The 16,657-nt window shown below is 61.3% G+C and carries 19 protein-coding genes; 9 read left to right on the top strand and 10 right to left on the bottom strand.

Going from position 1 to position 16,657, the window contains the following annotated elements:
* On the bottom strand, window positions 1-227 hold a 227-nt coding region (locus ACIQ39_RS13055; protein ID WP_396435039.1), incomplete at its 3' end, for an FAD-dependent monooxygenase.
* A gap of 250 nt (window positions 228-477) precedes the next feature.
* Here ACIQ39_RS13055 and ACIQ39_RS13050 point away from each other — a divergent pair.
* The gene (locus ACIQ39_RS13050; protein ID WP_396435038.1) at window positions 478-1,515 is read left to right on the top strand and encodes an MBL fold metallo-hydrolase; all 1,038 of its coding nucleotides are present in this window, start codon (window positions 478-480) and stop codon (window positions 1,513-1,515) included.
* A 191-nt stretch (window positions 1,516-1,706) separates the two neighbouring features.
* On the opposite strand, the gene ACIQ39_RS13045 is transcribed toward ACIQ39_RS13050, so the two are convergent.
* On the bottom strand, window positions 1,707-2,555 hold the full coding sequence (locus tag ACIQ39_RS13045) for a DUF6279 family lipoprotein (RefSeq protein WP_396435037.1): 849 nt from the start codon (window positions 2,553-2,555) through the stop codon (window positions 1,707-1,709).
* Complete coding sequence (locus tag ACIQ39_RS13040) at window positions 2,555-3,037, bottom strand: hypothetical protein (RefSeq protein ID WP_396435036.1); 483 nt, start codon at window positions 3,035-3,037, stop codon at window positions 2,555-2,557. Before ACIQ39_RS13040 ends, ACIQ39_RS13045 begins: the two co-directional genes overlap by 1 nt.
* A 360-nt stretch (window positions 3,038-3,397) precedes the next feature.
* Here ACIQ39_RS13040 and glmU point away from each other — a divergent pair, with 360 nt between their 5' ends.
* Window positions 3,398-4,807 (top strand): bifunctional UDP-N-acetylglucosamine diphosphorylase/glucosamine-1-phosphate N-acetyltransferase GlmU, encoded by a 1,410-nt coding sequence (glmU, locus tag ACIQ39_RS13035; protein ID WP_396435035.1) that lies wholly within the window; start codon window positions 3,398-3,400, stop codon window positions 4,805-4,807.
* A 58-nt stretch (window positions 4,808-4,865) separates the two neighbouring features.
* Here the strand turns inward: glmU and ACIQ39_RS13030 are convergent, their stop codons facing one another.
* Window positions 4,866-5,678: an SDR family oxidoreductase gene (locus tag ACIQ39_RS13030; RefSeq protein ID WP_396435034.1), complete on the bottom strand. Its 813-nt coding sequence runs from the start codon at window positions 5,676-5,678 to the stop codon at window positions 4,866-4,868.
* Between the two features lie 142 nt (window positions 5,679-5,820).
* Here ACIQ39_RS13030 and ACIQ39_RS13025 point away from each other — a divergent pair, with 142 nt between their 5' ends.
* Together ACIQ39_RS13025 and ACIQ39_RS13020 are read left to right on the top strand one after the other, a co-directional pair.
* Window positions 5,821-6,072 carry a type II toxin-antitoxin system Phd/YefM family antitoxin gene (locus ACIQ39_RS13025; protein WP_396435033.1) on the top strand — a complete coding sequence of 84 codons (252 nt, stop codon included), beginning with the start codon at window positions 5,821-5,823 and terminating at the stop codon, window positions 6,070-6,072.
* On the top strand, window positions 6,059-6,475 hold the full coding sequence (locus ACIQ39_RS13020) for a putative toxin-antitoxin system toxin component, PIN family (RefSeq protein ID WP_396435032.1): 417 nt from the start codon (window positions 6,059-6,061) through the stop codon (window positions 6,473-6,475). Before ACIQ39_RS13025 ends, ACIQ39_RS13020 begins: the two co-directional genes overlap by 14 nt.
* Here the strand turns inward: ACIQ39_RS13020 and ACIQ39_RS13015 are convergent.
* A complete protein-coding gene (locus ACIQ39_RS13015) occupies window positions 6,472-6,963 on the bottom strand; it encodes an Lrp/AsnC family transcriptional regulator (protein ID WP_396435031.1) in 492 nt (163 codons plus the stop codon). The two genes, ACIQ39_RS13020 and ACIQ39_RS13015, sit on opposite strands and share 4 nt — an antisense overlap.
* Before the next feature lie 147 nt (window positions 6,964-7,110).
* Here ACIQ39_RS13015 and glmS point away from each other — a divergent pair, with 147 nt between their 5' ends.
* Window positions 7,111-8,982 carry a glutamine--fructose-6-phosphate transaminase (isomerizing) gene (gene glmS, locus ACIQ39_RS13010; RefSeq protein ID WP_396435030.1) on the top strand — a complete coding sequence of 624 codons (1,872 nt, stop codon included), beginning with the start codon at window positions 7,111-7,113 and terminating at the stop codon, window positions 8,980-8,982.
* 61 nt (window positions 8,983-9,043) lie between these two features.
* On the top strand, window positions 9,044-10,237 hold the full coding sequence (locus tag ACIQ39_RS13005; RefSeq protein WP_396435029.1) for an ATP-binding protein: 1,194 nt from the start codon (window positions 9,044-9,046) through the stop codon (window positions 10,235-10,237).
* 477 nt (window positions 10,238-10,714) lie between these two features.
* Here ACIQ39_RS13005 and ACIQ39_RS13000 read toward each other — a convergent pair whose 3' ends face one another.
* The 4 genes from ACIQ39_RS13000 to ACIQ39_RS12985 form a co-directional block, all read right to left on the bottom strand.
* Window positions 10,715-11,041 (bottom strand): DUF6172 family protein, encoded by a 327-nt coding sequence (locus ACIQ39_RS13000; protein ID WP_396435028.1) that lies wholly within the window; start codon window positions 11,039-11,041, stop codon window positions 10,715-10,717.
* Between the two features lie 188 nt (window positions 11,042-11,229).
* Entirely contained in the window at window positions 11,230-11,688 is a 459-nt protein-coding gene (locus ACIQ39_RS12995) for a hypothetical protein (protein ID WP_396435027.1), read from the bottom strand.
* Window positions 11,689-11,707: 19 nt separating this feature from the next.
* Window positions 11,708-13,003 (bottom strand): glutamate-1-semialdehyde 2,1-aminomutase, encoded by a 1,296-nt coding sequence (gene hemL, locus ACIQ39_RS12990; RefSeq protein WP_396435026.1) that lies wholly within the window; start codon window positions 13,001-13,003, stop codon window positions 11,708-11,710.
* Window positions 13,004-13,020: 17 nt separating this feature from the next.
* On the bottom strand, window positions 13,021-13,965 hold the full coding sequence (locus tag ACIQ39_RS12985; RefSeq protein ID WP_396435025.1) for a hydroxymethylpyrimidine/phosphomethylpyrimidine kinase: 945 nt from the start codon (window positions 13,963-13,965) through the stop codon (window positions 13,021-13,023).
* Between the two features lie 101 nt (window positions 13,966-14,066).
* Between ACIQ39_RS12985 and ACIQ39_RS12980 the strand changes: the two genes are divergently transcribed.
* Complete coding sequence (locus tag ACIQ39_RS12980; protein ID WP_396435024.1) at window positions 14,067-14,237, top strand: rubredoxin; 171 nt, start codon at window positions 14,067-14,069, stop codon at window positions 14,235-14,237.
* On the opposite strand, the gene ACIQ39_RS12975 is transcribed toward ACIQ39_RS12980, so the two are convergent.
* The gene (locus ACIQ39_RS12975; RefSeq protein ID WP_396435023.1) at window positions 14,238-15,713 is read right to left on the bottom strand and encodes a cryptochrome/photolyase family protein; all 1,476 of its coding nucleotides are present in this window, start codon (window positions 15,711-15,713) and stop codon (window positions 14,238-14,240) included.
* Between the two features lie 103 nt (window positions 15,714-15,816).
* Here ACIQ39_RS12975 and ACIQ39_RS12970 point away from each other — a divergent pair, with 103 nt between their 5' ends.
* Both ACIQ39_RS12970 and ruvX read left to right on the top strand, forming a co-directional pair.
* On the top strand, window positions 15,817-16,413 hold the full coding sequence (locus tag ACIQ39_RS12970) for a YqgE/AlgH family protein (protein ID WP_396435022.1): 597 nt from the start codon (window positions 15,817-15,819) through the stop codon (window positions 16,411-16,413).
* Window positions 16,410-16,657: Holliday junction resolvase RuvX (gene ruvX, locus ACIQ39_RS12965; RefSeq protein ID WP_396435021.1), on the top strand; the 248-nt coding region annotated here is incomplete at its 3' end. The genes ACIQ39_RS12970 and ruvX, both read left to right, overlap by 4 nt.

Genomic DNA, 16,657 nt, shown 5'->3' with positions numbered 1-16,657 from the left:
AGAATTTCCAGCGATCGCTTGGCGTAGCACACCGCCCGCGAGCCGACCGACACGGTCTTGTCGTCGTCGAGCACCAGCACCTCAAGCCCCTGTAAACGGGCATCAATGGCTGCAGCCAAGCCCACAGGCCCCGCGCCAATGACGATCAAGGGTTTGCGCTGCGGCGGCGTGGCCATCAGGTCGGCAGGCGACTTGTACGGATAAATCGGGTTGACGTAAGCACCCATGTGCGAGCTCCAGAATGGTCAAAAAGCACCCTGCGGTGCCCAGGCCGTAATTTACCATTGATAAATCAATTTACCTAAACGTAATTTTACGAGGTTCAGCGTTGAGGGTTGGGGGTTGGGGGTTGGGGGTTGGGGGTTGGGGGTTGGGGGTTGGGGTTGGGGTTGGGGTTGGGGTTGGGGTTGGAATTTAACTATCCGTAATGCATTTCGTTTAGGTAAAATCCAGTTTCCACAGACCGGAGCCATTCCCATGTCCAAAGCCCCCACCAAAGCATCCACCACGGCCCCCGCCAAAGCCCCCGCCAAAGCCTTCGCCAGCCAGGCCGACTTGACTGAAAAAAAGATCACCTTCGAGCAACTCAGCGCGCACTGCTGGGCTTACACCGCCGAGGGTGACCCGAACTCGGGCGTGATCATCGGGGACCGTTTCATCATGGTCAGCGACGCCACCGCCACACCCGCCATGGCGCAAGACCTTATCAAGAAAATCCGCACCGTCAGCGACTTGCCCATCAAATACGTGCTGCTGACCCACTACCACGCGGTGCGTGTGCTGGGCGCTTACGCTTATGCCGCCGAAGGCGCGACCGAGATCATCGCCAGCGAGGGCACCTTGGGCCTGATCCAAGAGCGCGGTGCGCAAGACATGCAAAGCGAGATGGAGCGTTTTCCGCGTCTGTTTCGGGGGGCTGACAGCATCCCCGGCCTGACCTGGCCGACCCTGGTGGTGGGCGGCGGCAACCCCACAAAAGGCGAAGTGCCCGGCAAGCTGAGCATCAACTTGGGCGGTGTGGTGGTGCAAATTTGGCACCCCGGTCCAGGCCATACGCGTGGCGACACCATCGCTTGGGTGGAAGCAGAAAAAGTGCTGTTTTCGGGCGATTTGGTCGAGTACGAAGCCGGTGTGTACACCGGTGACGCCCAGCTTGAAGAGTGGCCCGCCACGCTGGAAGCCCTGCGCGATCTGAAGGCCGAGTTCATCGTGCCCGGCCGGGGCGAAGCCATGAAGGGCAACGCCAACGTGAACAAGGCGCTGGACTACACCCAGCGCTGGGTCACCACCTTGTTCCAGGCCGGCAAGGAAGCCGTGGCCGCCAAGATGGACCTGAAAGCGGCCATGGCCCACACCCGCAAGAGCATGGACCCTGTCTTTGGCCATGTGTTCATTTATGAGCACTGCCTGCCCTTTGACGTGACCCGCGCCTACGACGAGGCCAGCGGCATCAAAAACCCGCGCATCTGGACCGCCGAGCGCGACATGGAAATGTGGCAAGCGCTGCAGGCTTGACCCCTGCTTGTGCAGGCTGGCATGGGCCTGACTTGTTGATCTGGCCCTGCCCGGGATGACAAGAAAATGCCCGCGACGACAGCAAATCTGCGCAGCTCAGAGCGCGCAGCTTGATGGGGCTGCAAGCATGCATCTTGAACCCCAGCTGACGCCCCAAGCGCCATGGGGGCAGTCACTGCAGCGCGGTGTTGTCAGGGGCGAATGAGTTCCAGCAAGTCCCGTTCATAGGCCCGCAAGCGCCTGGATGCGCGCAGGCGCTGCTCGGGTGTGCTGGTGTTGTGCAACTGGGCCAGGTTTTCGCAAGTGCGCTGGCTCAGACTTTGGACCACGTTTTGCTGCACCGCGTCGGGTGCTTGCAGCCAGCGTTCCCAAACGCCCCACAGCTGGGCCTCGGTTTGGGCTTGCGTCAATTGGTTTTGTTGAATGCGTTGCAAGGCCGCCAGCAAATCTTGTTGTCGCCGTTGCCGGTCGCGCCGCCCCGACTCTGCACGCCAAGGCGATTGGCTGAGCTGGGTTTTGATCAAGTCGGTCTGCTCTGCGTTCAGTTCGCCATAAAAAGAGCTGTAGCGGCTCAGGGTTTTGTCCAGGCGCCGAGCCAAGCGCTCGCTGGAGTCGCCTTGCAGCCATTCTTTTTCCCACGCTTCGTTTTTGCTGTCCCAATGCTTGGCCATGTGGCTCAGCTGCCGAGGCCCCAAAGCCATGGCCACAGGAGCGGCTAAGACCACGGCTTGGCGCATCAGCAAGTCGAGCTGGTTTTGCGCCTCGGTGAGCACCTTGCACAACTGATCGGCTTGCACGGGTCCGGCACTGAGCTGCTGGGTGTCTTGCATCAATTTGGCATAAACGGGCAAGGCTTCGCGGCGGTGCCATTGGTAAAGCTGGTTGATCGCCGTTTTGGCTTGGTCGGACTGCGTGCCGCTGAAAGACACGGTGCTGTCCAGCCACCAATAAGACAGCGTGGGCAGTTGTTGGTAGCCAAGCTTGATGGTGCTGCAGGCCTGCAGCAACAGCAGACTGAACAGGAGCAAGCAGCTGCGCATCAATTGAAGCCTTTCAATTCAAAAGACCAACCCACCAAAGTGCCCACGTTCTGGTTGTCCACCGTGTCGATCACTTCCAGCCGCCAGCTTTGCTGGGTGTCAGACGAGCCGACATAAGGATTGTCGATGGCGTAAGTCCAAGGGGTGCCGCTTGAACCACTCTCGCAGGTGCCAGATGGGCTGGCTTGGCTCTGGGGTGACAGCTTGATGGCCTGGGCGTTGGCACCCCGGTAAAGCGCGAGCTCGAGCTCTGAGGGTTGGCTGTGGTCAATGCACACGACCAACTGAGCGCGGGTGGGTCGTTGAATGGTGCAGTTTTGCAGCTCCCACCTGACAGAGGCGGTGGGCGCGATGTTGATTGCGCTGGAGCTTTGTGCGCCCTGACCCGATGGGTTGGCCCAAGTCCAGCTTTTGCTGCAAATCTCTTCTTGCGAGGCTTGCAAAGACACTTCGGGCGAGCCCACGCCGCAACCGGCCAGCAAAAGGCAGAAGACGGGCCAACAGGTTTTGACGGGCCAACACGTTTTCAAGGTCTTCAATAAGGGTGATCTCATCCAATGCTCTGTCGGTTGTGCGCTGTGGGGTGGGGCGGCTTGGGGCTGTAGGGTGCTGTGGGGGCCCTGAATTGGCAGATTAGACCAAAACGGGCATTGTCCACCAATGTGAATGACCGACGGCGCGCGCGCTCAAGTGCCCGCTCAAGTGCGCGCTCAAGTGCGCGCTCACAGCCATGGCCATGGTCATGCACCTGATGGGGCCCATGGGGTCTGGCGATAATGGCTTGCTCATTCAAGGGCGTGTGCTGTAAGCGTCAACCCGAACTGAAACTGCGAAAGAAGTCCATGCGTTTGAAAAACCCACACCCCATTGAAGTTGTCATCATGGCCGCCGGCAAAGGCACCCGCATGAAAAGCCGCCTGCCCAAAGTGCTGCAGCGCTTGGCGGGTGTGCCGCTGGTGCAGCATGTGTTGAACACAGCGGCGCAACTGAACGCCCGCTCGGCGGTGGTCATCACCGGCCACGGGGCCGAGCAGGTCGAGCCTTGGGTGCTGGCCCCGGGCCAGGCACTGGCCGTGCAATGCGTGCGCCAAGAGCCGCAACTGGGCACCGGCCACGCCGTGCAGCAGGCCGTGCCCGTGCTGCCCGACGATGGGGTGGTGGTGATCTTGTCGGGCGATGTGCCGCTGACCGAGGCCGACACCTTGCAGGCCCTGATCGCGCAGTGCGGCGGCGACAAGCTGGCGCTGTTGACCATTCGCCTGCCCGACCCCTCGGGCTATGGTCGCATCGTGCGCCAAGGAGACGCGGTGCAAGCCATCGTGGAACAAAAAGACGCGACCGACGCGCAGCGCCTGATCAACGAGGTCTACAGCGGCATCATGGCCGTGCCCGCCCGCCTGCTCAAAAGCTGGCTGGGGCGCATCGACAACCGCAACGCCCAAAACGAGTACTACCTGACCGATGTGGTCAAGCTGGCCGTGGCCGACGGCGTGGCCGTGGTGGCCCACACCATCGGCGACCCGGTGCAGGTGGCGGGCGTGAACAGCCCGGTGCAACTGGCCGAGCTGGAGCGCGCCCACCAACTGCGCCAGGCGCACCGCCTGATGGCGCAAGGCGTGCGCCTGACAGACCCGGCCCGCTTTGACCTGCGCGGCCAGCTCGATTGTGCGCAAGACGTCGAGATCGACGTGAACTGCATTTTTGAAGGCAAGGTGTCTTTGGGCGAGGGCGTGAAAGTCGGCGCGAACTGCGTGATCGCCAACTGCAGCATCGCGGCGGGTGCGGTGATCCACCCCTTCACCCACATCGACGGCGAAAAGCTGGGGGTGAGCGTGGGCGAGGGCGCCCTCATTGGCCCCTTTGCCCGCCTGCGTCCCGGCGCACAGTTGGGGGCCGAGGTGCACATCGGCAACTTTGTCGAGGTGAAAAATTCAACCATGGCCAAGGGCTCAAAAGCCAACCACCTGGCCTACTTGGGCGACGCCACGGTGGGCGAGCGTGTCAACTACGGGGCGGGCAGCATCACCGCCAACTACGACGGCGCCAACAAGCACCGCACCGTGATCGAGGCCGATGTGCACATTGGCAGCAACTGCGTCTTGGTGGCCCCAGTGACGATTGGCGCGGGCGGCACCGTGGGCGGCGGCTCCACCATCACCAAAAGCACCGAACCCGGTAGCCTGAGCGTGGCGCGCGGCAAGCAGGTCAGCATCGCGAACTGGGCACGGCCCAAGAAGCAGCCCAAAGCCTGAGCTTGCCCGATCAGCGGCGTGTTCAGCGGCGTGTTCAGCGGCCGGTTCAGCGGCCGGTTCAGCGCTGTGTGTCGGACTTTTTCAGGGCAGCCCAGGCCATGCGGTCCACCCAACTGGGGGCGATCAGCCTGAGCCAGCGGCCCACATGCCCGGTCGGGCTCATGAGCACGTCGCGCTGGCGTCGTTCGGTGCCTTGCAAGATTTTTTGCGCACACACCTCGACGGGCATGGCCTTGTCTTCGCTCAGACCGCTCGAGCCTGCCGGCTGGCCCAGGGCATTGAAGCCACGGCGGCGGATGTCGGTGGCCACCACGCCGGGGTAGGCAATCGTCACCGACACCCCATCGCTCAGCAATTCGGTGCGCAGGGCTTCCATGAAGCCATTCATCGCAAATTTGCTGGTGCAGTAAGCCGTGCGACCCGGCACACCCACCAAGCCCGCCAAGGACGAGACCGCCACGATGCGGCCTCGTGAGGCTTTGATGTACGGCAGCGCGGCATGCGTGCACCAGATGGTGCCCCACAGGTTGACCCGCATCACCTCTTCGTACCAGCCCAAATGGGCTGCCGCTACATCTTGCAGCAGCGCGTGTGCAGACAGACCGGCGTTGTTGATCAGCGTGTCGATTCGGCCAAACTGCTGCACGGTCTGTGCGATCAGGGCTTCGCAGTCTGCGCGCACGCTGACGTCGGTGGGCACACACAGCACCTGCGCCCCGTGCTGGCGACAGGCTGCCGCCACCGCTTCCAATTTGGCCGCCTGGCGGGCGGCCAGCACCAGCGCCACGGAGGCCGCTTTTGTGCGGGCCAGCTGCGTGGCCATTTCGGCCCCAATGCCTTCCGATGCGCCCGTGATGATGATCACATTCATGCCAGTTTTCCTTGTGTGGGCTTGCCGAAGCTGTGCACGCCCGGCTTGCCTGTGGATTCTTTCACAGCTGTGTGCTCAAGGCGCAAGCTGTGAGATTTCGATCCAATCGAACGATTCAGTCGTTTTGTGCTATATTGAGGCCATGCAAACCCTGACCGCCAACGAAGCCAAAACCCAGTTCGGCCATTTCATCGATCTGGCGCAACGTGAGCCTGTGCGCGTCATGCGCCGTGACCGTGTGGTCGGCGTGATGGTTTCGGCGCACGATTACGAAGCCATGCGCGAGTTTTACGCCAACCGCCTGCAGCACACCTTGGTGGACACGGCCGCCAAGGCTGAACGTGCGGGCCTGACCCCTGAGCAGCTGGAAGACTTGTTGCGTGACGAGTCTTAAGCTGGTCATTGACACCAACATCCTGATCAGCGCCGCATTGACTTCGCAAGGCGCCCCCGCCAAGCTGGTGTTGTGTGCATTGGCTCGGCACCGATTGGTGTTTTCTCAAGCGACGTTTGATGAACTGCGCACGCGGATTTACCGACCCAAATTTGACAGGTACATCTCTTTGGAAGACCGCGAGCGTTTGTTGCGCGACTTCAGTGCCTGTGCGGTTTGGGTGGAAGCGGGAGAGCCTGGGCGGTATTGCCGTGATCGCGATGACGACCACTTCATTGAAGCTGCACTGAAGGCCCAAGCCGACTACTTGGTCAGTGGCGACAAGGATGTGTTGGAAGCGCCCCCCGTGCAAGGACTGCACGTGGTGTCGGTCCATCAGGCACTGGAAGCCTTGGGGCTTTAGTCGCGGGCCAACACCGGCCAGGTCGTGGTGAACTTGGCGCGCTTGGTCGCAAAAAACGCTTTCAAGTTGCGCACATTGGCGTCTTGGGTGAACAGGGCCTGGCTGATGGCCAGGTAGTGCGGCATATCGCGGGCCTGCACCACCAGCATGAAGTCGGGGCCGGGTGACACGCGCCAGCACTGCTGCACCGCGTCGTGCGCCACGGCGCGGGCTTCGAAGGCGTCGAGGTGTTCGCTGCCTTGGCGGTCCAGCGACACCTCGACCAAGGCGTTCAGGCCGTGGCCCAGGCTGGCGGCCAGTTTGTCGCTGCTCAGCACCGCCACTTGCCGCTCGATCCAGCCGCCATCGGTCAGCCTTTTGACACGGCGCAGGCAGGTGGGCGGCGAGACGTTTACCCGCTCGGCCAGCGCCACATTGCTGATGCTGGCGTCGCGCTGCAGGGCGTCCAGCAGTTGCAGGTCTATGGTGTCGAGTAAATATTGTTCCATATATGTGCAGTTTTTTTAATATTGTTTCAATTGTAAATTTTAATGAAATTAAAATCAAATCGGTTGTAAATATTGAACTGAAATTTCTTATGTTAAAGCCTAACATCGTTCCAGTTTGATCCAAACACCCCATTCAGGAGCTTCAACATGTGTGGCATCGTCGGCGCCGTTTCTTCCCGCAACATCGTTCCCATCCTCGTGCAGGGCCTGCAGCGCCTGGAATACCGTGGCTATGACTCGTGCGGCGTGGCGGTGCACGCGGCCAGCCTGAACGGCGCGAACGGGCCAAAAGGCGGGCTGCAGCGCGCCCGCAGCACCGCGCGTGTGGCCGAGCTCATGGACCAGGTCACAGCCGAGCACATCGAAGGCGGCACCGGCATCGCCCACACGCGTTGGGCCACCCACGGCGCACCGGCGGTGCACAACGCGCACCCGCATTTCAGCCACGGCACGGGCGCAGCCGACACCAAGCCCGGCAAGGTGGCGCTGGTGCACAACGGCATCATCGAAAACCACGAAGAACTGCGCGCCGCCCTGCAGGCCAAGGGCTATGTGTTTTTGAGCCAGACCGACACCGAGGTCATCGCGCACCTGGTGGACAGCGTGTACGACGGCGACATTTTTGAAGCCGTCAAAACCGCCATCCGCCAACTGCACGGGGCCTACGCCATTGCCGTGTTCCACAAAGACGAGCCGCAGCGGGTGATCGGCGCGCGTGCCGGTTCGCCGCTGATTCTGGGTGTGGGCCATGGCGAAAGCTTTTTGGCCAGCGACGCGATGGCTTTGGCTGGCGTGACCGACCAAATCGTGTACCTGGAAGAAGGCGACGTGGTCGACATCCAGCTGGGCAAATACTGGGTGGTGGACCGCGACCACAAGGCCGTGACCCGCGCCGTCAAAACCGTGCATGCGCACAGCGGCGCGGCCGAGCTGGGGCCGTACCGCCACTACATGCAAAAGGAAATCTTCGAGCAGCCCCGCGCCATTGCCGACACGCTCGAAGGCGTGGAGGGCATCACGCCCGAGCTGTTTGGCGACGGGGCCTACAGCACCTTCAAGGCGATTGACAGCGTACTGATCCTGGCCTGCGGCACCAGCTACTACAGCGGCTGCGTGGCCAAGTACTGGATAGAAGCCATCGCCAAAGTGCCCTGCCAAGTGGAGATCGCCAGCGAATACCGCTACCGCGAATCGGTGCCCAACCCCAACACGCTGATCGTCACCATCACCCAAAGCGGCGAGACCGCCGACACCCTGGCCGCGCTGCGCCACGCCCAAAGCCTTGGCATGACGCACACGCTGACCATTTGCAACGTGGCCACCAGCGCCATGGTGCGCGAGTGCAAACATGCCTACGTCACCCGTGCGGGGGTCGAGATCGGTGTGGCGTCGACCAAGGCCTTCACCACGCAGCTGGCGGGCTTGTTTTTGCTCACGCTGGCCTTGGCACAGACCAAAGGCCGCTTGTCAGACGAAGAAGAAGCCGCACACATCAAAGCCATGCGCCACCTGCCCGCCGCGCTGCAAGCCGTGCTGGCGCTGGAGCCGCAAATCATCGCCTGGGCCGAAGAATTTGCCAGCAAAGAAAACGCGCTGTTCTTGGGCCGGGGCACGCACTACCCCATCGCCCTCGAAGGCGCGCTCAAGCTCAAAGAAATCACCTACATCCACGCCGAAGCCTATGCCGCAGGCGAACTCAAACACGGCCCCTTGGCCCTGGTGACCAGCGCCATGCCGGTGGTCACCGTGGCGCCCAACGACCAGTTGCTCGAAAAGCTCAAAAGCAATATGCAAGAAGTGCGGGCTCGCGGCGGCGTGCTCTATGTACTGGCCGACGGCGACACGAAGATCGAAAGCAGCGAAGGCGTGAACGTCATCCGCATGCCCGAGCACTACGGTGTGCTCTCACCCATCTTGCACGTGGTGCCCTTGCAGCTGCTGAGTTACCACACGGCGTGTGCAAGGGGGACGGATGTGGACAAACCAAGAAATTTGGCTAAAAGCGTGACGGTGGAGTGATTGACTTCAAGGCTTATATGTCTTAAATTCATGTAAAAATTAACTTCAAGTTAAAATTTACATGATAAATATACAACGCCAAGCCTTGAATGTGCTGCTCCAGCGGGCCACGCTTTACCCGGTGGTGACGGTGCTGGGGCCACGTCAGGCGGGCAAAACCACCTTGTGCCAGATGGCTTTTCCGGACAAGTCCTATGTCAATCTGGAGCAACCCGATGTACGGGAGTTCGCACAGCAGGACCCCAAGGCGTTTTTGGCGCAGTTTCCGGATGGTGCCGTGCTGGATGAAATCCAGAACGTACCCTCACTGTTGTCCTGGATTCAGGTGTTGACCGATGCCGATCCGCGCAAAGGGCGCTTTGTGTTGACAGGCAGCCACCAGCTGCAAGTGAGTGCGCAAATCACGCAGTCACTGGCGGGGCGGACGGCTGTTTTGGACCTCTTGCCTTTGAGCTTGTCCGAATTGGCAAAAGCAAACGACTTGTCAACCGGCAAACCCGCCGATGTGAATGGCTTGATGCTGCAAGGCGGTTATCCCCGCATCCATGCGCAAGACCTGCCACCCGAGGTGATGCTGTCCGATTACTTTGCCACCTATGTCGAGCGCGATGTGCGTCAGCTCATCAACCTCAGGCATTTGCGCGAGTTTGGCCAATGTGTGCGGTTGCTGGCAGGACGCACGGGGCAGCTGCTCAACCAGACCAGCTTGGGCAACGAGGTGGGCGTCAGCAGCAACACCATCACGCAATGGCTGAGTATTCTTGAGGCGTCTTTTCTGGTGTTCAGTTTGGCACCCTGGAGCGTCAAGATTGGCAAGCGTTTGGTGAAGAGTCCCAAGATTTATTTCTACGATGTGGGGCTCGCCTGCTGGTTGCTCGGCATCAAGACGGTCGAGCAGCTGCAGCACCACCCTTTGCGGGGTGCCTTGTTTGAAAACCTGGTGGTGCTGGAGGTGCTCAAGTCTTTGCGCAACCAAGGTTTGCGCGATCCTTTGTATTTCTTTCGCGACAGCAACGGTCTGGAAATTGACTTGCTGCTGGACCATGCCGATGGGCTTGAGTTGGTCGAGATCAAGGCATCACAAACGGTGTCCACGCCCCTGTTTAAAAATTTGCGCACCGTGAGCACTTTGCTGGGCGATCGTGTGAAAAGCCAGCATCTGATCTACGGCGGGGCTGAGCGACAAGATCGAAGCGGTGTGCAGGTGCTGCCGTATGGACAGGCTGGCGCGCTGGTCTTGGGCCCCACCGCCTGAAGCAACAACAGCCAAGATTGCAGGTCGCCCCTGAATCCTCCTGCGTTGAACCTCAACCCGGCAGTTGGCCGCTTGCTTGCGCTTCAAAACTTGATGAATCAAACACTTGCGCACACGACCACCTTCACCTCATGGGTGAAAGCGCTGCACGGCCGCAGGTCTGCCGCTTCAGGCCTCTGGCGTTGTTGCTCGCACCTCCCGGACAGGCAGTCCGGGGGGCACTCGCGCCTAGCCAGAGACCTGCTTCGCCAGCCCCTCGGCCGCGCCCAACTGCCGGATTCAGGTTGAATCGGCCGATTTTGCGATGCCCAAGAAGTGACGCCCTTTCACTGGCCTTCCAATGTGGGGTGAAAGTCAATTCATCGAACGCCACTTTGCCGTGAACTCCATTTCTGCGGCTTTTCGCGAATCGCACAGGAGGATGCTGATGCGGTACAAGGCCGGTCCCACCATAGACCCTGAAATGGAACTTTTTATTCAACTCTGAGCGTCTTGCTGCGCCTCTTCGTCGTCGTCTTTGGCTTTGAGCACCCGCGTGCCGTGCTTGCTCAAAATCTCCACATACACCGAAGTCGCGCCCGCTTTTGCAGCGGCGTCCACGGCTTCGATCACGGCGCTCACGCGCACCCCTTGGGCGGTGTCGGCACCGAGGCCGACTTTGCAGTCAAAGTCCCAAAAGTCCACGCCCTTGGGCACGTCGCGCTTGCGCTCGCGCTTGAAGTATTTGCGGATCTCGTGTTTGACGGCTTCCAGCACGCGGTCGGGGTGCTTGCCTTCGGCTTGCAGGGGGAAGTTCTTTTTCATGGAGGTTCTCGGTGGCGGGGCAATCGCCCGGGCCGGACGTCAATGCAGGGGCGGATTATCGCTGGTTTGCTTGGGCGGGCCATTGGCCTTGGATCGGTGAACTTGCGTATTTTTATGCATTCATGTCTTTTGAGGCGGCCTGGCTGTTGGCCTGCGGTTTGCACCAATTCGCCGCGGACAGTGCCTGGTCAACGAAACCGGTACTTGAGCTGAAAGCTGAGCGCACCATACAAGCGGTCTTTCAAGGGCGGCACCAAGGCCACGTTCAAGCCCCAATGCTGGCCTTCCAAGCTGGCGGTCGGGATGAGCGCCGGAAACCAGCCGCCGTTGAACGCATTCGGGTAGCCATTGAAGGCGCCGACCACCCCGCCCCATTTGACGCCGGCATAAGTCCAGGGCTGGTAGTAAGCACCCACATAGCTGGAGTCGGCGTTGTTGCTGTTGCGAAAGCGCCCGGCGGTGGCTGACCAGCTGGGGTCGATGCGGTACTCCACGCCGATGCCAGGGTTGGCGTTGCGCAAGTCTTTGTGGGTGTCAAAGTGGGCCGAGTAAAACCCGGCATTGACCCACAGGCGGCTGGCATCGAACTCGGCTTGGGCCGACAGTGCGGCTGTGCTGACGCCAAGCAGGCAAACCCAGCGTTTCATGGCGTCACCCAGGGCTGGCTCAGAGCGACTTGAACACGCCAGCCGCGACCCGCACCGTCTCGGCGATGTCGGCTTCGGTGTGGGCTGCACTGACAAAACCGGCCTCGTACAAGGCCGGGGCGATGTAGACACCGCCGTCCAGCAAACCGTGGAACAGCTTGTTGAACTTGGGGCTGTCGCTGGTCATGACTTTGGCGTAGTTTTGCGGCAGCTCGGGCAGCAAGAAAAAGCCAAACATGCCGCCTTGGCAGTCGCCCACAAAAGGCACGCCCGCCGCAGCAGCAGCGCCGCTCAGGCCATCGACCAGGCTTTGGGTGCGTGCACCCAGAGCTTCAAAAAAGCCGGGCTTGGCGATCTCGCGCAGCGTGGTCAAGCCGCAAGCGGTGGCCACCGGGTTGCCGCTCAGGGTGCCTGCTTGGTAGACCGGGCCGGTGGGCGCCAACTGGCGCATGATGTCGCGCGGCCCGCCAAACGCGGCCAAGGGCATGCCTCCGCCAATCACTTTGCCCAGCACCGTCATGTCGGGCTTGAAGCCGGGGATGGCTTTGGCGTACACGCTTTGCGCGCTGCCCAGAGCCACCCGGAAACCCGACATCACTTCGTCAAACACCAGCAAGGCGCCGTATTCGGTGCACAGCTCGCGGCAGCGTTGCATGAAGGGCACGCTGGCGCGCACAAAGTTCATGTTGCCTGCAATCGGCTCGATCATCAGGCAGGCCAATTCCTTGCCGTGCAGGGCAAAAGCCTCTTCCAAGGCGGCGATGTTGTTGTACTCCAGCACCAAGGTGTCGCGCACCACCTCGGGCGGCACGCCTGCGCTGGTGGGGTTGCCAAAGGTGGCCAGGCCCGAGCCGGCTTTGACCAACAGTGCATCGGCATGGCCGTGGTAGCAGCCTTCAAACTTGATGAACTTGCTGCGGCCAGTGGCACCCCGGGCCAGGCGCAGCGCGCTCATGCCCGCTTCGGTGCCCGAGCTGACCAGGCGCACCATGTCCATGGAGGGCACGTGCTTCAAGATTTCTTCGGCCAACTCGATCTCGCGCTCGGTGGGGGCACCAAAAGAAAAACCGTCGAGCGCGGCTTTTTGCACCGCTTCAAGCACCGCCGGGTGGCCATGGCCCAGGATCATGGGCCCCCAAGAGCCGATGTAATCGATGTATTTTTGGCCGTTGGCGTCCCAAAAGTAAGCGCCTTGGGCGCGCTGCACAAAGCGGGGGGTGCCGCCCACGGCGCGAAAAGCGCGCACAGGCGAGTTGACGCCACCGGGGATCACTTGGGCTGCGCGGTCAAACAGGCTTTGGTTGCGGTCGGTCATGGTTTTTGTCTCCGGCTTCAGTGTTTGGTTTCGTTGAAAGGCACTTCAAAATAATCGGCGCCGGGGTGAACTTCCGGGCCTTCCTCGTCGCTTTCTTCGCCCTCGGGCAGCGCCCAAAACAGGCGGTCCGGAATGACCTGGCCCATGCCGGGCCGAAAGCCTTCATCAAGGCATCGGTCCAGATAGTGCAGGGCCTCGCTGGTGGCTTCGGGCAGGTCCATGCCGGTGGCCAGCAAGGCGGCCAAAGCGGCGGTGAGCGTGTCGCCCGCGCCTGCAAACACCGCCTCGATGCGTTCGAATTTTTCATGGCCCAGCACGGTTTCGGGCGAGGCCAGCACGTTGTCAATGTGTTGCTCAGGCAAGGGCAGGCCGGTCACCAAGGTGTAAGGCACGCCCAGTTCGGCCGCGGCTTTGGCGATGTCACGGGGCCCGGGCTTGCGCTCGCTGCTCCAGTCGGGCAGCAACCAGCGGCGCAGCGTGCTGTGGTGGCCCACCAGCACACTGGTCTGGGGCAGCAACAAATCGCGAAAAGCATCGAGGTAGGCGTCGATCTTGTCTTCTTCCCACCACGACAGGTTGGGCATGTAGGCCACCACCGGCACGCCCACGTAGTCGTCAGACAGCTCGGCGATCACGGCCAAGGCTTCGGGTGTGCCCACAAAACCGACCTTGATGACCTGCACCGGCACGTCTTCGGCCACGGCCCGGGCTTGGTCGTGTACGGCTTCTTCATCCAGGGCAAAAAAGTCGGTGATGCTGCTGGTGTCGCGCACATAAGCCCCGGTGCAGACAGGCATGCAATGCGCGCCAACCGAGGCCATGGTCACCGCGTCGCAACTCAGGCCCCCGGCGCCGCTGGGGTCGTTGGCATTGAAGGACAGAACACAAGCCAAGCTGGCCGAAGCTTCATCCTCAGGTGGGTCGGAAAGCTGGCCGGAAATGTCGGGAATGTGGTCGGTCATTGAAGGTCAAATGTCAGGGCCATGACACCCTTTGGCAAGGCGTGGTGAATGCGCCGATACAATCAAATCATTCTATTCGACTCTCTGATTGCGACACGGTGATGGAACACAAAACTTGGATGTGCTTGATTTGCGGCTGGATTTACGACGAGGCCACGGGTGACCCTGAGCACGGCATTGCCCCGGGCACCAAATGGGCAGATGTGCCCATGAACTGGACCTGCCCCGAATGCGCCGCCCGCAAAGAAGACTTTGAGATGGTCGCGATCTGATCAGGCAGCGCTTTTCTTGACCACCGCATAACGGGCCAGCGTTTTATCGCGGGCCTCGGCGTGGTCCACGATGGGGGCCGGGTAGGTTTTGCCGATCACCACCCCTGCCGCTTGCAATTCCAGGGGTTTGGCCAGCCACGGGGCATGCAGGTCTTGGGTGGGCAGGCTGGCCAGTTCGGGCACATAACGGCGAATGAACTTGCCCTCGGGGTCGAACTTTTCGCTTTGGCTGATCGGGTTGAAGATGCGAAAGTAGGGCTGGGCGTCACACCCGCTGGAGCTGGCCCACTGCCAGCCGCCATTGTTGGCCGACAGATCAAAGTCGTTCAGGTGGGTGGCAAAGTACTTCTCGCCCCAGCGCCAGTCGATGCCCAAATCTTTCACCAAAAAGCTCGCCACCACCATGCGCAGGCGGTTGTGCATGTAGCCGGTCTGGTTGATCTGGCGCATGGCCGCATCCACCAGCGGGTAGCCGGTGCGCGCCTCGCACCAAGCGTCAAACAGCTTGTGGGCGTGCGGGCCGTGTTCCCAGCGGATGGCGTCGTAGTCGGGTTTGAAGCTTTTGCCTTGGCCCACATGCGCGAAGTTGTGCAGCACCTGCACGTAAAAGTCACGCCAAATCAGCTCTGACAGCCACACACTGGCCCCCACGCTGCCCGCCAGCATGCGCGGGTGGGCCTCGCGCGCCAACTGGCGGATCGACACGGTGCCAAAGCGCAAATGCACGCTCAAATAACTGGGGCCTTTGACGGCCGGGAAGTTGCGCGTGTCTTCGTAGAGGTCGATGCGGGTCAAAAAGTCTTGCAGCAAGGCCTGCGCGCCCGACTCGCCCGTGGGGATTTTCAGGGCCTGCAGCTTGGTGGGCTCAAAGCCGATGTCGGCCAAGCTGGGCACTGGGTGCGCCAAGTCGTCGGGCCGTGGGGCCAGGCGATGGCCCAGCGGGGCGAGCTCAAAGGCTTGCAGGTCTTCGGCGGTGATTTTCTTGAGCCAGGCGTTTTTGTAAGGTGTGAACACGCTGAAGGGCTTGTTCATCTGGGTCAGCACCTCGTTGCGCTCAAAGACGACATGATCCTTGAAGCTGTGCAGCACGATGCCATGGTCGGCCAGGTGGCCGCGCACCTGGATGTCGCGCGCCAGCGCCAGGGGCTCGTCGTCGTGGTTGGCAAACACGGCTTGGGCTTGCAGGTGCTGGGCCAGTTTGACGATTTTGTCTTTGGCCACGCCGTGGCGCACGATCAGACCGGCTTGAGGGTGGCCTGACATGGCGCGCAGACCGGCGTCCACCTCGACCAGGGCTTCGCGGATGAACTCGACCCGGCGGTCGGCGCGGGGCAGGGCATCCAAAATCTCGGTGTCAAACACAAACACCACATGCACCCGCTGGCAGTGTTTCAGGGCATGAAAAAGGGCAGCGTTGTCGCTCACACGCAGGTCGCGCCGCAGCCAAACGAGGCCACAAGAAAAAGAGGGTGCCATGGCAGTGGGTGTTTTTGTGGACTTGGTGCCCTGTGGCTGTGAGGGCTGGTTGAGCGCGTCGACGGCGGCTCTTGGGTTTGGGCCAGACCGCTAAAATCGCCAAATGACCGATTGTGCCTCCATCGACCTCAAGCATCACTTTCTGATCGCCATGCCCGGGTTGGAAGATGAGACTTTTGCCCGCAGTGTCATTTACATGTGTGAACACAGTGCGCGGGGTGCCATGGGGCTGATCATCAACAAACCCTCTGACATCAGCATGCGCTTGTTGTTTGACAAGGTCGAGTTGCCCTTGCGGCGTGAAGATTTGATGCAAAACCCGGTCGGCCACGGCGGCCCGGTGCAGACCGAGCGCGGTTTTGTATTGCATGACCCCATGAGCTTGGACAAGCCTGAGCAAGACGGCTCGGCCTATGCCTCCACCTTGAGCATGCCCGGTGGCCTGGAGATGACCACCTCGCGCGATGTGCTGGAGGCCTTGTCTTCTGGGGCGGGGCCCAGGCGGGTGTTGGTCACCTTGGGTTACGCGTCTTGGGGCGAGGGGCAGCTCGAATCGGAGCTGGGCGAAAACGCCTGGCTCACCGTGCCCGCCTCTGCCGAGGTGATTTTTGAGGTGCCCATGGCCGAGCGCTACGACCGCGCCTTGGACTTGCTGGGCCTGAAAAGCTGGATGCTGTCACCCGATGTGGGGCATGCATGAGCAGCGCACCCGTCAATTGCGCGCCCGTTTCCCCTTCTGTTCCTGCACACCACCAGAGCTTTTTGGCTTTGGACTTCGGCCTCAAGCGCACCGGCGTGGCCGTGGGCAACCGGTGGATGAAAACCGCCACCCCGCAAGCCACGATTGCCGCCGAGGGCGACGCCCGTTTTGCGCACATCGCCAAGCGCATCCAAGAATGGCAGCCCGACGCGCTGGTGATCGGCGTGCCTTTTCACCCCGATGG

The sequence above is a fragment of the Limnohabitans sp. genome, assembly GCF_044361645.1.
Lineage (GTDB): Bacteria > Pseudomonadota > Gammaproteobacteria > Burkholderiales > Burkholderiaceae_C > Limnohabitans_A.
The sequence above is the reverse complement of the archived record's forward strand: the minus strand, read 5'-3'. Positions and strand labels throughout refer to the sequence as shown.

Bases quoted from the DNA above. Each gene is read 5' to 3' on its own strand.
- ACIQ39_RS13050 (WP_396435038.1), top strand. From the start codon at position 478: ATGTCCAAAGCCCCCACCAAAGCATCCACCACGGCCCCCGCCAAAGCC.
- ACIQ39_RS13045 (WP_396435037.1), bottom strand. From the start codon at position 2,555: ATGCGCAGCTGCTTGCTCCTGTTCAGTCTGCTGTTGCTGCAGGCCTGC.
- glmU (WP_396435035.1), top strand. From the start codon at position 3,398: ATGCGTTTGAAAAACCCACACCCCATTGAAGTTGTCATCATGGCCGCC.
- ACIQ39_RS13030 (WP_396435034.1), bottom strand. From the start codon at position 5,678: ATGAATGTGATCATCATCACGGGCGCATCGGAAGGCATTGGGGCCGAA.
- ACIQ39_RS13025 (WP_396435033.1), top strand. From the start codon at position 5,821: ATGCAAACCCTGACCGCCAACGAAGCCAAAACCCAGTTCGGCCATTTC.
- ACIQ39_RS13015 (WP_396435031.1), bottom strand. From the start codon at position 6,963: ATGGAACAATATTTACTCGACACCATAGACCTGCAACTGCTGGACGCC.
- glmS (WP_396435030.1), top strand. From the start codon at position 7,111: ATGTGTGGCATCGTCGGCGCCGTTTCTTCCCGCAACATCGTTCCCATC.
- ACIQ39_RS13005 (WP_396435029.1), top strand. From the start codon at position 9,044: ATGATAAATATACAACGCCAAGCCTTGAATGTGCTGCTCCAGCGGGCC.
- ACIQ39_RS13000 (WP_396435028.1), bottom strand. From the start codon at position 11,041: ATGAAAAAGAACTTCCCCCTGCAAGCCGAAGGCAAGCACCCCGACCGC.
- ACIQ39_RS12995 (WP_396435027.1), bottom strand. From the start codon at position 11,688: ATGAAACGCTGGGTTTGCCTGCTTGGCGTCAGCACAGCCGCACTGTCG.
- hemL (WP_396435026.1), bottom strand. From the start codon at position 13,003: ATGACCGACCGCAACCAAAGCCTGTTTGACCGCGCAGCCCAAGTGATC.
- ACIQ39_RS12985 (WP_396435025.1), bottom strand. From the start codon at position 13,965: ATGACCGACCACATTCCCGACATTTCCGGCCAGCTTTCCGACCCACCT.
- ACIQ39_RS12980 (WP_396435024.1), top strand. From the start codon at position 14,067: ATGGAACACAAAACTTGGATGTGCTTGATTTGCGGCTGGATTTACGAC.
- ACIQ39_RS12975 (WP_396435023.1), bottom strand. From the start codon at position 15,713: ATGGCACCCTCTTTTTCTTGTGGCCTCGTTTGGCTGCGGCGCGACCTG.
- ACIQ39_RS12970 (WP_396435022.1), top strand. From the start codon at position 15,817: ATGACCGATTGTGCCTCCATCGACCTCAAGCATCACTTTCTGATCGCC.